The sequence below is a fragment of the Terriglobia bacterium genome (assembly GCA_020072785.1).
GTDB lineage: Bacteria > Acidobacteriota > Terriglobia > Acidiferrales > UBA7541 > Acidiferrum.
The window spans coordinates 458,559-471,536 of the sequence record JAIQGG010000001.1; the positions used below are offsets into that span (position 1 = coordinate 458,559).

13 protein-coding genes are annotated in these 12,978 nt (G+C 67.3%); 5 read left to right on the plus strand and 8 right to left on the minus strand.

Annotated elements, in window-relative coordinates; translation table 11 throughout:
* Positions 1 to 20 precede the first annotated feature (20 nt).
* The 5 genes from LAN61_01985 to LAN61_02005 are packed head-to-tail and all read left to right on the plus strand — an operon-like array spanning position 21 to position 3,239.
* On the plus strand, positions 21 to 656 hold the full coding sequence (locus LAN61_01985) for an adenine nucleotide alpha hydrolase (GenBank protein MBZ5539267.1): 636 nt from the start codon (positions 21 to 23) through the stop codon (positions 654 to 656).
* Positions 653 to 1,210, plus strand: coding sequence for a hypothetical protein (locus LAN61_01990; GenBank protein ID MBZ5539268.1), 558 nt, complete (start codon positions 653 to 655; stop codon positions 1,208 to 1,210). Before LAN61_01985 ends, LAN61_01990 begins: the two co-directional genes overlap by 4 nt.
* 53 nt (positions 1,211 to 1,263) lie before the next feature.
* On the plus strand, positions 1,264 to 2,745 hold the full coding sequence (gene gatB, locus LAN61_01995; GenBank protein ID MBZ5539269.1) for an Asp-tRNA(Asn)/Glu-tRNA(Gln) amidotransferase subunit GatB: 1,482 nt from the start codon (positions 1,264 to 1,266) through the stop codon (positions 2,743 to 2,745).
* Positions 2,746 to 2,765: 20 nt separating this feature from the next.
* Positions 2,766 to 2,909: a redoxin domain-containing protein gene (locus LAN61_02000; protein ID MBZ5539270.1), complete on the plus strand. Its 144-nt coding sequence runs from the start codon at positions 2,766 to 2,768 to the stop codon at positions 2,907 to 2,909.
* On the plus strand, positions 2,910 to 3,239 hold the full coding sequence (locus LAN61_02005; protein ID MBZ5539271.1) for a peroxiredoxin: 330 nt from the start codon (positions 2,910 to 2,912) through the stop codon (positions 3,237 to 3,239).
* A 78-nt stretch (positions 3,240 to 3,317) separates the two neighbouring features.
* Here the strand turns inward: LAN61_02005 and LAN61_02010 are convergent, their stop codons facing one another.
* The 8 genes from LAN61_02010 to LAN61_02045 form a co-directional block, all read right to left on the minus strand.
* Positions 3,318 to 3,893: a hypothetical protein gene (locus LAN61_02010; protein MBZ5539272.1), complete on the minus strand. Its 576-nt coding sequence runs from the start codon at positions 3,891 to 3,893 to the stop codon at positions 3,318 to 3,320.
* Between the two features lie 88 nt (positions 3,894 to 3,981).
* Positions 3,982 to 4,863: a pantoate--beta-alanine ligase gene (gene panC, locus LAN61_02015; GenBank protein ID MBZ5539273.1), complete on the minus strand. Its 882-nt coding sequence runs from the start codon at positions 4,861 to 4,863 to the stop codon at positions 3,982 to 3,984.
* A 24-nt stretch (positions 4,864 to 4,887) separates the two neighbouring features.
* Positions 4,888 to 5,397: a DinB family protein gene (locus LAN61_02020; protein ID MBZ5539274.1), complete on the minus strand. Its 510-nt coding sequence runs from the start codon at positions 5,395 to 5,397 to the stop codon at positions 4,888 to 4,890.
* Between the two features lie 38 nt (positions 5,398 to 5,435).
* Positions 5,436 to 6,326 (minus strand): 3-methyl-2-oxobutanoate hydroxymethyltransferase, encoded by an 891-nt coding sequence (gene panB, locus LAN61_02025; GenBank protein ID MBZ5539275.1) that lies wholly within the window; start codon positions 6,324 to 6,326, stop codon positions 5,436 to 5,438.
* 114 nt (positions 6,327 to 6,440) lie between these two features.
* A complete protein-coding gene (locus tag LAN61_02030) occupies positions 6,441 to 7,604 on the minus strand; it encodes a glycosyltransferase (GenBank protein MBZ5539276.1) in 1,164 nt (387 codons plus the stop codon).
* Positions 7,605 to 7,826: 222 nt separating this feature from the next.
* Positions 7,827 to 9,989, minus strand: coding sequence for a xanthine dehydrogenase family protein molybdopterin-binding subunit (locus tag LAN61_02035; protein ID MBZ5539277.1), 2,163 nt, complete (start codon positions 9,987 to 9,989; stop codon positions 7,827 to 7,829).
* Between the two features lie 33 nt (positions 9,990 to 10,022).
* Entirely contained in the window at positions 10,023 to 12,266 is a 2,244-nt protein-coding gene (locus tag LAN61_02040; protein ID MBZ5539278.1) for a xanthine dehydrogenase family protein molybdopterin-binding subunit, read from the minus strand.
* Between the two features lie 161 nt (positions 12,267 to 12,427).
* Positions 12,428 to 12,916 carry a (2Fe-2S)-binding protein gene (locus LAN61_02045; protein MBZ5539279.1) on the minus strand — a complete coding sequence of 163 codons (489 nt, stop codon included), beginning with the start codon at positions 12,914 to 12,916 and terminating at the stop codon, positions 12,428 to 12,430.
* Between the last annotated feature and the right edge of the window lie 62 nt (positions 12,917 to 12,978).

Below are 12,978 nucleotides of genomic sequence, written 5' to 3' on the forward strand. Positions count from 1 at the left end.
GCGGCGGCAAGGACAGCGCCATGGCGCTGCACGCCCTCCAGCAGGACGCCGCCGTGCGCGTGGCGGGGCTGTTGACTACCGTGACCGAAGGCTACGAACGCATCAGCATGCACGGCGTGCGGCGGGAGCTGCTCGCGCGGCAGGCGGCTGCGCTCGGGTTGCCACTGCACGAAGTGCGCATCCCGCCGCAGTGCGCCAATCCCGTGTACGAAGCGCGCATGCAGGAGGCCCTGCACGGGTACTACGAGCAGGGCGTGCGGCGCGTCGCGTTCGGCGACATTTTTCTCGAGGAACTGCGCGCCTACCGCCAGCGCAACCTCGCGCGCATGGAGATGCAGGCGGTTTTCCCCCTCTGGAAGCGTGATACGCGCCGCCTGGCGCGCGAATTTCTGGAACAGGGCTTCCGCGCCGTGGCCGTGTGCGTGGACGGCAAGGTATTGGACCGCAGCTTCGCCGGCCGCGCGCTCGACGCCGCTTTTTTCCGCGATCTGCCGCCGCGCGTGGATCCCTGCGGCGAAAACGGGGAGTTCCACACCTTTGTGTTCGCTGGACCCAATTTCCGCGCGCCTCTCGGCTTCCACACGGGCCAGGTCGTCGAGCGGGAGTCGTTCTATTTCTGTGATCTGCTGCCGGAAGAAAAAGGAGAGAGACAATGAACAGCGAAGAAACAAGAGGCACCAGCACCGTACTCCGCCTGGCCGTCGTGCTCGGGATGATCGCCCTCGCGGCGGTTCTGCGCGTCCTGCCGCATCCCTGGAACCTGGCTCCGGTCGGCGCGATGGCGCTCTTCGGCGGGGCCATGCTGCGGGACCGGCGCGCCGCGTTTTTTTTGCCGCTTGCGGCGCTTTTTGCCGGCGATCTGTTCCTTGGTTTTCACAAGCTGATGCCGGTGGTGTATGCGAGCTTTCTCGTGAGCGTGGCCATCGGCTTCCGGCTGCGCGAACGGCGCACGGCGGCGCGCGTCGCCGGCGCAGTGTTCCTCGGCGCGTCGCAGTTCTTTGTGGTCACCAATTTTGCCGTGTGGGCGGCGGGCGGCCTCTATCCCCGGTCCGGCGCGGGCCTGGCCGCTTGCTACATCGCCGCGATTCCGTTCTTCTGGAACACCCTGGCCGGCGACCTGCTCTATTCCGCGCTGCTCTTTGGGGGTTTCGCGCTGGCCGAGCGCCTGCTGCCGGCCTTGCGGCCGTCGCCCGTGCGGAGCGCCGCCTGACCGCGGGGAAGCCTGGGATGTGCGCCGCCTGATGCTATAATCAGCGCTCGGTCATGGCGAAAACGGCTTCCGAATCGGCACCCCTTGCGCCGGAGATTCTGGCGAAATACGAGCCCGTCATCGGGCTGGAAGTACACGTCCAGCTGCTCACGCGCACCAAGATCTTCTGCGGCTGCTCGACGCGCTTTGGCGCTCCGCCCAACACCAACGTCTGCCCCGTCTGCCTCGGCCTGCCCGGCACGCTCCCGGTGATGAACAAGCGGGCCCTGGAGATGGCCGTGCGCGCCTCGCTCGCGCTGCACTGCACCGTGCACGAGCATTCGCGCTTCGCCCGCAAAAACTATTTCTATCCCGACCTGCCCAAGGGCTACCAGATCTCCATGTACGAGATGCCCCTGGCCACCGGCGGCTGGCTGGAGATCGAACACGAGGGCGTGCGCAAACGCATCGGCATCACGCGCCTTCACCTGGAAGATGACGCCGCCAAGGCACTGCACGAAGGCTTCGGCGCTGCCGACAAGACCTACGTGGACTACAACCGCGGCGGCACGCCGCTCGCCGAAATCGTTTCCGAGCCGGACATCCGCACGCCGGCCGAGGCCTACGCCTATCTCGTCACTCTCAAGCAGCTCATGCTCTACACCGATACCAGCGACTGCAACATGGAGGAGGGTTCGCTGCGCTGCGACGCCAACGTCAGCGTGCGCCGGCGCGGCGCCGAGCGGTTCGGCACCAAGGTCGAAGTGAAAAATCTGAACTCCTTCCGCTACCTGCAGAAGGCCCTGGAGCACGAGATCGAGCGGCACATCGCGGTGATCGAAGGCGGCGGAACGATCGTGCAGGAGACCCGCCTGTGGAACCAGGCCGAGGGCCGCACCATCTCCATGCGCTCCAAGGAAAAGGCCCACGACTACCGCTACTTCCCGGAGCCCGACCTGCTCCCCCTGCACGTCAGCGCGGAGTGGCGCGAAGCCATCCACGCGGCCATGCCCGAGCTGCCGGACGCCAAGCGCGCGCGCTTCATCGCGCAGTACGGCGTGACGCCCTACGACGCCGGCGTGCTCACGGAAACCCGCGCCCGCGCCGCCTATTTCGAAGAGGCCGCGTGCGCCGGGGCCCCCGGCAAGAGCGCCGCCAACTGGATGCAGACCGAGCTGCTGCGGCGCCTCAACGATTCCGGCAAGGAGATCGAAGCCAGCCCGCTCGCGCCCGCCGCCCTGGCCGAGCTCATCCAGCTCATCGAATCCGGGCAGATCACCGCCGCGGTGGGCAAGAAGGTGTTCGGAACGATGTTCGAATCGGGCCGCTCCGCGAAAGAGATCGTCGCCAGCGAGGGCCTGGCGCAGACCATCGACACCGGGGCTATCGAACAGGCCGCCCGCGAAGTGATCGAGAAAAACCCCGAGAACGTGGCGAAATACAAAGCCGGCAACGAGGGCGTCTTCAAGTTTTTCGTGGGCCAGGTGATGCGCGCCACGCGCGGCCAGGCCAATCCCCAGCTCATCAACGACATTCTGAAGCGCCTGCTCTCCTGAGCCCGCGCAACGAGGAGCCCATGGCCAAGAAAACGCTCAAGGAAGGCGACCCGGCCCCGGACATCCGGCTGAAAACCGACTCCGGCAACGAGGTCGCGCTTTCCGGCTACCGCGGCAAGCGTGTGGTCCTCTTCTTTTATCCCAAAGCCAACACTCCCGGTTGAATCATCGAAGCGTCCGAGTTTCGCGACGCCAAGAAAGAGTTCGACAAGCTGGGCGTGGTCCTCCTGGGAGCCAGCGGAGATTCGGTGAAGGCCCAGGCCAGCTTCAAGGCCAAGCAAAAGCTCAATTTCGACCTGCTGAGCGATCCGGAGTTCGCGGCCATCGAAGCCTTCGGCGCGCGCCGCATGAAGAAGTTTCTCGGCAAGTCCTTCCTGGGGATCGTCCGCAGCACCGTGCTCATCGGCCCCGACGGCACCATCGAAAAGATCTGGGACAGCGTCAGCGCCAAAGGCCACGCCGCCGAAGTCCTCGCCGAGATCAAAAAGAGGTAAGGCGCCTCCCGGCGAAACGAAAAAGGGCGGCGCGCTTGGCGCGCGCCGCCCTTTTTTCTTGCTGCAATCCGTGAATCTTCAGTTGATGCTGACGGCCGATTCGGTCTGGAACTCCAGCCGCGTTTCCACCGGGAATTCCACTTCCTTCTTGCCCGTGGCTGCCGCTCCGGCCGTGCCCGCTGCCGCGCCCGCGAGTGCGCCGATGGCCGCGCCCTTGCCGCCGCCGGCCAGTGCGCCGATGATCGCGCCCGCGCCCGCGCCGCCGCCGACCGCGACGGTATCCCGCTTGCCCTTACCGCCCATGGTCTTTCCGGCCGCAGTGGTGACGATCGAGTGGGTCTTGCCGTGCACCGTCACGCTGCTCAGCCGCAAATAGAGCTTGGCTGGCGTGGAAAGCCGCCCGGAACGCTGCACGCTGGTGACCTTGAGCTTCGCAGAGGAGCCCCGCGGGATGACCACGTGCCCTCCTGCCGAAACGTCGTGAGTCACCGAGCCATCCACCAGGTCTCCGGGGCGCGCGGTCTTGGAACTTATGGCCTGTTCCAGCGTCACGGTGATCGTCGTGCCGGAGGGCAGATTGCTGGCGGCAAAGGCCAGCGCCGGCACAATCAAGCTGAGGGCCAGCAGTATCGCTATGTTTCGAAACTTTCTCATCATGGATCTCCTTGCGGGGGAAATTGGGCTGGTATCTAAGTCTAGCAGAAAGCGGCAAAAGGCAAGAATCTGCTGCCAAGGGTTGCGCCTAAAGATCAAACCGCAGTTCTCCGCGGTCCCCGGCGGCCGGCTCGATGCGCATATTGTCCAGCAGCCGCGTCCCTCCGAGAAACACTGCGAGCAGCGCGTAGCAGGCGCGCCCAACGCGGGTGACCGGCTCGAACGTCTCCGCGTCCACGATCTCCGCGTACTCCGTGGCGGCCAGCGGCTCGGCGTCCAGCACCCGGCGCATGATCGCCTGCAACTGCAGCGCGTCGTGCGTCCCCGCGGCCATCCCCTGCCGCGCCGCCTCCAGCGCGCGGTGCAGCACCGCCGCCGCGCGGCGCTCTTCCGGCTTCAGATAGGCGTTGCGCGAGGACATCGCCAGCCCGTCCGCCTCGCGCACGATCGGGCAGAGCACGATTTGCGTGTCCAGATTCAGGTCGCGCACCATCTGCTGGATCAGCCGCGCCTGCTGCGCGTCCTTCCGCCCGAAATAGGCGAAGTGCGGCTGCACGATCTCCAGCAGCTTCAGCACCACGGTGGTCACCCCGCGGAAATGGCCCGGCCGCGAGCGCCCCTCCAGCCGTTCGCTCAGCCCCTCGACGCTGACCCAGGTGCGGAAACCCGCCGGATACATCTCCGCGGATTCCGGCGCGAAGACGCAGTCCGCGCCGAGGACCGCAAGCTTTTCCGTGTCGCTTTCGAGAGTGCGCGGATATCTGGCGAGATCTTCCTGGGGGCCGAATTGCGTGGGATTGACGAAGATGGAGACGACCACCGGGGCGCATTCCTGCTGCGCGCGCCGCACCAGCGAGAGATGCCCCGCGTGCAGCGCGCCCATCGTCGGCACCAGGCCCACGATGCGCCCTTCGCCGCGCGCTTGCCGCGACGCTTCTTTCATCCACGCGATGGTGCGGATGGTTTCCACGGGGGGAGGAGCGCGGCTAGGGAATCAGGCGCCGGCGGCCGCGGCGCGCTCGCGGTAGAAGCGGATCAGGTCCAGCGCGGCGCCCTTCGCGTCCAGTTGCCGGAGAAAGGCGGTCACCTGGCCGCGGTGGTAGCTGCCGTGATTGACCAGGTGCTGCAAAGCCTGCCAGAGCGGGAGAGGCTGGCGATCTCCCTTGAGGTTCGGAAATTCATGGACGCGCGCCAGGTCCGCGGGCGTCAAACCGGCGACGAACTGCAGGAGGTTCGCTTCCACCGCCGACCAGCGGGCGCGCAGATCGGCGAGGGCCGGGAACTGGGCGGCGGGAGGCAGTGTCGCAGGAACGCGCCCGTGGAAACGCTCATACCAGATCGACTCCGCGCCCAGGATGTGCGCCAGCGTGTCGCGCACGGAAGGGAAGCTGGAGTGCAGGTCGCGCGTGAACTGTTCCGGCGTCAGCGCCGCGCAGGCGTCGAGAAGACGATGATTGGCCCAGGAGTTGTATTCATAGAGCAAGCGCATCTCTTCGGGCGTCATGCGTTTTCTCCTTGGGGATTGGGGGCTGGGCGCCGCGCTCAGCTCACCACGCGGATCTTCTTGCGCTCGCTGGCCGCTTTCGGCATGTGGTAGGACTCCGCGTCCGACGGGAAGGCGCCGCCGCGCACGTCCTCGCAGTATTCGCGCACCGCGCCGGAGATGATCTCCCCGACATTGGCGTAGCGCCGCGCGAATTTCGGCGACGCGCCGAAGGTCAGCCCGATCAGGTCGTTCAGCACCAGGATCTGCCCGTCGCAGTCCGGGCCCGCGCCGATCCCGACCGTCGGGATGCGCAGGTCGGCGGTGATCTGTGCGGCGAGTTCCCGCGGCATGCCTTCGAGCACGATGGCGAAGGCCCCGGCGGCTTCCACGGCCCGCGCATCGCGCAGCACCTGCTCGGCCCCGTCCGGCGTTTTGCCCTGTACCCGGAAGCCGCCCATGGCGTGCAGCGACTGCGGCGTCAGCCCCACGTGGCCCATCACCGGAACTTCCGCTTCCACCAGCCGGGCGATCAGCTCCATGCGCCGCTCCCCGCCCTCGATCTTTACCGCTTCCGCGCCGGCTTCCTTCACGAAGCGCATGGCATTGCGCAACGCTTCGGGAAGCTCCGCGTGGTAGGTGCCGTAGGGCATATCGGCCACGATCAGCGCGCGGCGCGTCCCGCGGCGCACGGCCCGCGTGTGGTGCAGCATCTCCTCCAGCGTCACCGGCAGCGTGCTTTCGTAGCCCAGTACGGTCATGGCCAGCGAATCGCCCACCAGCAGCACGTCCACGCCGGCTTCATCGAGCAGGCGCGCCGTGGGATAGTCGTACGCCGTCAAGCAGGTGATCTTGGCGCTGTTGGAAAGGGAATCGGGAGAAACGTGCTTGCGGTTGAGAATTTCGGGAACGGTTACTTTGCCGTTGCCCGCATGCGGACCGACACTCATAAAGGCCTCCGGTGCCATTCCCATACTTCGGGATACAGCCCTGTACCTATCTTCCCAAAACATAACAAACCCCGGCCCGGATTGCCAGCGGAATTCCCGGCGGTACCCCGGGGATTACCCCGGGTGCGGGGCCTGCGCCCGGCCCTTCCACTCGCCGCCCTGCCCGAACCAGTAGCGCGTCGCGGAATCCAGCGTCGCCGCAAGATAGAACAGCGCAATCAGCGGCAGCAGCGGCGCCCACAGCAGCGATTGCCGGTAGAAGCGCAGCGCAGGTGCGAAGCCCGCGGCCATCAGCAGCCACGCACCCAGCCCCAGCCACCGCGCCGGAGCGTGCGCCCCCAGCGCCAGCACCACCGGCGCGACATACGTCACCAGCAGGCCCGCGACGGCCCCGCCCAGCTGCAGCGCGGAGTAGCGCAGTTGCGTGAAGGCCGTGCGCGCGATCATCTGTTCGATTTCGGCGAAGCGGCCGTAGACCCGCACGCTCACGCTCACCCGGCTCAGCCCCATCCAGATCCGCCCGCCGCTCTTCTTCACCGCGCGGGCCAGCGCGCAGTCGTCAATCACTTCCCCGCGGATGGCCTGGAAACCGCCGATGCGCTCGAGCGCTTCGCGGCGCAACAGGATGCAGCCGCCCGCCGCGCCCGCGGTGCGCGCGCGCGGATCGGCGATCCAGCGCGGAGGGTAAAGCTGCAGAAAGAAAAAGAGAAAGGCGGGGATCAGCGCGCGCTCGGGAAACGTCCAGGTCTGCAGGAAAACCATGAGCGAGGCCAGGTCCAGGGCGTCGCGCTCCGCGCGGCAGACCATGCGCCGCAGCGTCTCCGGCGCAGGGGCGACGTCCGCATCCGTGAACCAGTAGAAGCCCGGTGCTGGCTCTGCGCCGCCGGCCACGCCCTGCGCCATGGCCCACACCTTGCCCGCCCAGCCGCCGGGCAGCGCCGCCGCCGCATGCACCCGCACGCGCGCCGCGCCGCCGCACTCTCGCGCGGCCTGCCGGGCAACCTCCGCCGTGCCGTCCTCGCTGTGGTCGTCCACCAGCACGATCGAGAGCCGCCCGGGATAGTCCTGCTGCAGGAGCGCGCGGATCGTCTGCGCTACGTTCTCCGCTTCATTCCGCGCCGGAACAATGGCCACGACCGCGGGCCATTCGCGCGGAGCCTCCGCCGCATCGCCATCCGCAACGAACCTCCGCACGCGCCAGTATCCGCCGCGCCCTGCCAGCAAATACACCCAGATCCCCAGAGAAAGAGTCGCGAGGATGAGCGTGAGCGGCGGCACGGTTTCCAGGAGCTGTAGAAAAAAACAACCACGGTCGTTCTTCAGCCCCGGCCTGTCCAGGGCTGAAGAATCTCAACGTAGAGTATGGCAGACCCCGGCGGTTGAAATCCTTTCCGCCAGGACCGGAATCTTTCCGACAAGGCCGGAATGCAAGATCGAGCGCCCGCGTTCAGCGACCGCAGAATGACCGCCGCGCAAAAATGTCTCCGCTTTCCCGGCCTGTCAGGCCAGGTCCTCGGCCCGGATGGGCAGCCGCCGGATGGGCTTGCCGGTCGCCGCAAAGATCGCGTTGCAGACCGCCGGTGCGATGGGCGGCGTGCCGGGTTCGCCCACGCCGCCGGGCGCTTCGTTGCTCGGGACGATGTGCACTTCGATCTGCGGCATTTCGTTAAGCCGCAGCACCTCGTAGTCGTGGAAATTGCTCTGCTCCACGCGGCCCCCGGCGATGGTGATGGCGCCCTTCAGGGCGGCAGAGAGGCCGAAGACGATGGCGCTTTCCATCTGCGAAGCAATGATGGCCGGATTGATGAAGCGGCCGCAATTCACCGCGCATACCACGCGATGCACGCGCACTTCCCTGGCGCTGCGATGCACATCGACTTCCGCCACCTGCGCGACGCAGCTCCCGAACGATTCCAGAACCGCGATTCCTCGCGTGCGGCCTGCGGGCAGCGCCGCGCCCCAGCCGGCCTTTTCAGCGGCCAGCTCCAGCACGCCGAGGTGGCGCGGCGCTTTTGCCAGCAGCTTGCGCCGGAATTCGAAAGGGTCCTTGCCGCCGGCCCTGGCCAGTTCATCGATGAAGCATTCCGTGAAAAATCCATTGAACGAATTTCCCACCGAGCGCCAGAAGCCCACGGGCACCCCGGCGTCGGTCAGCACGTAATCGGTGTAGAAATTGGGGATGGCGTACTGGATGTCCGCGGCTCCTTCGACCGCCAGCGGGTCGAGCCCGTTCCGCACCGCAGCCGGGTTGAAGCGCAGCATGACCGCGGGGCCCACGATGCGCTGCTTCCATGCCAGCGGCCAGCCTTCGGCGTCGAGTCCCGCCGCAAGCCTGGTGTAGGCCGCGGGGCGGTAGAAGTCATGCCGCATGTCGTCTTCGCGTGTCCAGGTAACCTGTACGGGCGCGCCGGCGGCCTTCGAAAGCTCGACGGCGTCGGCTACGAAATCCACTTCCCCGCGCCGGCCGAACCCCCCGCCGAGAAAAGTCGTGTGAACGCGCACCTGTTCCGGCTTCAGTCCCGTGATGGCCACCCCGGCCCGCTGCGTGCCGGTCTGCAACTGCGTGGGCGCATAGATGTCGCAACCGTCACGGCGCACGTCGGCGGCGCAGTTCATCGGTTCCATGGTGGCATGGGCGAGGTACGGCACTTCGAATACAGCCTCGATCTTTTTTGCCGCGCCCGCGAGTCCGGCTTCGGCGTCTCCATCATTGCGCGCCACCGCTCCCGGCTGCTCCGCGCGCTCGGCGTAAAGCTTGCTGATTGCCTGGCTTGAAATTGCGGCCTTGGGTCCTTCGTCCCAGACGATCTCCAGCGCCCGGCGGCCCTCCAGGGCCGACCAGGTATTGTCCGCGATGACGGCTACGCCGCTGGAAATCTGCACGACCTGGGTCACGCCGCGCACGGCCTTGGCCCTTGTCGCGTCGAAACTTTTCACCTTGCCGTCGAAGACCGGACAGCGCTCCACGGCCGCATGCAGCATCCGGGGCAGGCGCACGTCCATGCCGAACCCGGCGCGGCCGGTCACTTTCGAAAACGTGTCCAGGCGCTTTAACGGCTTGCCGATGAAGCGGTAGCTCCGGGGGTCTTTCAGCGCGGGCTTTTCCGGCACGGGGAGCTTCGCAGCTTCTTCCGCCAATGCGCCGTAACCGATGCGGCGCTTGCTTGCGTGATGCACCACGCCGCCGTTCTCCGCGCTGCAGGCGGAGGCAGCCACGCCCCAGCGCTTGGCCGCGGCGGCGATTAGCATTTCGCGCGCCGCCGCCCCCGCTTTAGCCAGCGGGGCCCAGGATCCGCGGACGCTGGTGCTTCCGCCGGTGCCCTGGACGCCGAAAAGTGGATTGATATATTCCGGCGCGGCGGGCGCAAATTCGGTCCGGACCTCGTTCCAGTCGAGATCCATTTCCTCCGCGAGCACCATGGCCAATGAGGTCATGACGCCCTGGCCCATCTCCGATTTGTCGATCAGTATGGTCGCCGTGCCGTCCGGTGCGATGCGCACCCAGGCATTGACGGCCACGGGTTTGCCGGAAAGCTCCGCGGCGAGCGCTTCGTGCTTGCCGGGCAGGTAAAGTTCCAGCACCAGGCCCGCGCCGACCGCCGTTGTCGTCTGCAAGAACTCGCGGCGGGGCATTTTCCCTGTCTTGGTTTCCCCTCGAGACATCGCTTCCTCCTCGACGATGGGTATCGGGTTGGCTCAGGCCAGCTCCTGCACGCGGATGGGCAGCCGCCGCACGCGCTTGCCCGTCGCCGCGTACAGCGCGTTGCACAGCGCCGGCGCGATCACCGGCACGGCCGGCTCGCCGATCCCCGTCGGCTTCTCGCTGCTGGCCACGATGTGCACCTCGACCGGCGGCGCTTCCTGGATGCGCAGCATCTCGTAATCGTGGAAATTGCTCTGCGCCACCCGCCCGCGCTCGATGGTGATGGCGTCCTTCAGCGCCGCGGTTAGCCCGTAGATCACCGCGCTCTCCACCTGCGCCCGCACGCCCAGCGGATTCACCGCCCGGCCCACGTCCACCGCCGCCACCACCCGCAGCACCCGCACCGCGCCCTTCTGCACCCGGGCTTCGATCACCGCCGCCGCGTAGGAATTGAACGAAAAATACCCGGCAATCCCCCGGCCCGTCCCCTTGGCCGGTGCCTTGCCCCATCCGGCCTTTTCCGCGGCCAGTTTCAGCACGCCCTTCAACCGCGCCGTGTCCAGCGGGTCGCCGGTCGGGGAGGTGAAGTCCGGAATCTTACGGTCGCCGCCTATCAGCCGCAACCGGAACTCCAGCGGGTCCACCTTGGCCGCCGCGGCCAGCTCATCCACGAAGCTCTCTACCACGAAGCCGCAACCCGAATTTTCCACCGAACGCCACCACGCCCGCGGCACGGCCGATTTTCCCAGCGTGTATTCCACGCGGTAACCCGCCGCACGGTAGGGCAGGAACGCCGCCATCGCGAATTCGCTCGCTTCCGGCTTTTCCGCGCCGTCTTTCTCCCACACCACCGCGATCGACGTCGAAGTCTGAAAATGCTTCCACGCCGCGAGGCCTCCTTGGCCGTCCAGCGCCCCGGCCATGCGGTGCAGGGATGCCGGGCGGTAGAAGCAGTGCTGCAAGTCGTCTTCGCGCGTCCACAACACCATCACCGGCTGGCCCACGGCCTTGGACACCTGCGCCGCTTCGGCCGCGAAATCCGCCTGGTAGCGCCGCCCGAAGCCGCCGCCCAGCAGCGTAGTGTGCACCGTGACCGTCTCCGGCTTCAGTCCGGTGACCTGCGCGATGATGTCGCGCGCCCACTGCGGCGCCTGCGAGGGCACCCAGGCTTCCGCGCCGTCGGGGCGCACGTGCACCGTGCAGTTCATCGGCTCCATGCAGGCGTGCGCCGCGAACGGCACTTCGTAGTCCGCCTGCACCGCGCGGCTTCCCGCGGCCGCCAGCGCGGCCTCCGCGTCGCCGTCGTTGCGCACGATCTTTCCGGGCTTTGCCGCGTTCTCCAGGAACTGCTGGCGCAGCGCTGCGCTCGATTCTCCCGCCGCCGCGCCTTCGTCCCAGGAAATCTCCAGCGCCTGGCGCCCCTGGATCGCCGCCCAGGAGGAATCCGCCACCACGGCCACGCCGCCCGCCGTGAACGCGCCCTGGCCGATGGCGTCTATCGCCACGACTTCGCGCACCCCGGCGACGCCCTTGGCCTTCGCCGCGTCGAACTTCGCCACCTTCCCGCCGAAGACCGGGCAGCGCGCGACCACGGCGTAGAGCATTCCCGGCACCCGCACATCCAGCCCGAATCGCGCCGTGCCGCCGCTCTTCGTGCGTGCATCCACGCGGTGCGTGTCGTGGCCGACGATGGTGAACTCGGCCGAATTCTTCAGCGGCACCGTCTTGAAATCCGGGATCGGCAGCATGGCCGCCTCTTCCACCAGCTGGCCGTAGCGGAAAATTTTTTTGCGCGCCCCGTGAATCACCGCACCGTTTTCGGCCTTGCAGGTGTCGCGGTTGACACTCCAGCGCTGCGCCGCCGCCGTCACCAGCATCTCCCGCGCCGCGGCTCCCGCCTGGCGCAGCGGCAGCCAGGACTCCGGCACGCTGCTGCTGCCTCCCGTGCCGTGTTCGTAGATCGCGGGGTCCGTGGGCGCCTGCTCCACACTCACGCTCTTCCAGTTCACGCACAGCTCTTCCGCCAGGATCATCGGCAGCGCCGTCATCACCCCCTGGCCCATCTCCGATTTGGCCAGGATCAGCGTGACCCGGTTGTCCGCCGCGATGCGCACCCAGGCGTTGAAGGGGTTGGGGATTTTCTTTTCCTGCTGCTGCGCTTCGTCGGCAAAGGCGCGGAAAGGCAGGTGGAAGCCGACGACCAAGGCCGCGCCTCCCGTGGCCGTGGTCTTGAGAAACGTACGGCGATTCATAAGAGTTGACCGCTTTGCGGTCCCAGAAGGAGTCGATGTGGTCATGGCGAGAGACCTCCTGAGGAAAGGGCAATGAAGAATTCCGGTGGTTCAGCCCGGCAGCCCGGGTTCGGCGCGCCGCCTGTGGCAGCAGCGCCGGGGGCCCGCCAGGCAGAGGAGCGGCCCTCCCGGGACACCCGCCACGGGCAGACCTCCCGCGGGAACGCTTAGCGCGCCGCGGCTTTTTCCTGGGCCGCGCCGCCGTGCAGCTCCGCCGCGCGGTGAATGGCTTTGCGGATGCGCTGGTAGGTGCCGCAGCGGCAGATGTTGCCCTGCATGGCGTCGTCGATATCCGCATCCGACGGATTGGGTTTCTTGGCCAGCAGCGCCGCCGCGGACATGATCTGCCCGGACTGGCAGTAGCCGCACTGCGGCACGTCGATTTCCACCCACGCCCGCTGCACCGGATGGCTGGCGTCCGCGGCCAGTCCCTCGATGGTCGTCACGTGCTTGCCGGCCACACTGGAGACGGCGGTGATGCAGGAGCGCGTGGCCTCCCCGTTCACGTGCACGGTGCAGGCGCCGCACAGCGCCATGCCGCAGCCGAACTTCGTGCCCGTGAGGTTCAGCGTGTCGCGCAGCACCCAGAGCAACGGCATCTCCGGGCTGACGTCCACCCTCTGCGCTTTTCCGTTCAATGTGAATGTGATGGCCATGGGGACCTCCTCCGTGAGCCCGCCTATCCTACCGCAACTCTCCCAGGGTTGAAAATCAAGGA

Excerpts from the sequence above, each read along its gene's own strand:
- LAN61_01985 (MBZ5539267.1), top strand. The coding sequence starts at position 21 with ATGGCGCTGCACGCCCTCCAGCAGGACGCCGCCGTGCGCGTGGCGGGG.
- LAN61_01990 (MBZ5539268.1), top strand. The coding sequence starts at position 653 with ATGAACAGCGAAGAAACAAGAGGCACCAGCACCGTACTCCGCCTGGCC.
- gatB (MBZ5539269.1), top strand. The coding sequence starts at position 1,264 with ATGGCGAAAACGGCTTCCGAATCGGCACCCCTTGCGCCGGAGATTCTG.
- LAN61_02000 (MBZ5539270.1), top strand. The coding sequence starts at position 2,766 with ATGGCCAAGAAAACGCTCAAGGAAGGCGACCCGGCCCCGGACATCCGG.
- LAN61_02010 (MBZ5539272.1), bottom strand. The coding sequence starts at position 3,893 with ATGAGAAAGTTTCGAAACATAGCGATACTGCTGGCCCTCAGCTTGATT.
- LAN61_02020 (MBZ5539274.1), bottom strand. The coding sequence starts at position 5,397 with ATGACGCCCGAAGAGATGCGCTTGCTCTATGAATACAACTCCTGGGCC.
- panB (MBZ5539275.1), bottom strand. The coding sequence starts at position 6,326 with ATGAGTGTCGGTCCGCATGCGGGCAACGGCAAAGTAACCGTTCCCGAA.
- LAN61_02035 (MBZ5539277.1), bottom strand. The coding sequence starts at position 9,989 with ATGTCTCGAGGGGAAACCAAGACAGGGAAAATGCCCCGCCGCGAGTTC.
- LAN61_02040 (MBZ5539278.1), bottom strand. The coding sequence starts at position 12,266 with ATGACCACATCGACTCCTTCTGGGACCGCAAAGCGGTCAACTCTTATG.
- LAN61_02045 (MBZ5539279.1), bottom strand. The coding sequence starts at position 12,916 with ATGGCCATCACATTCACATTGAACGGAAAAGCGCAGAGGGTGGACGTC.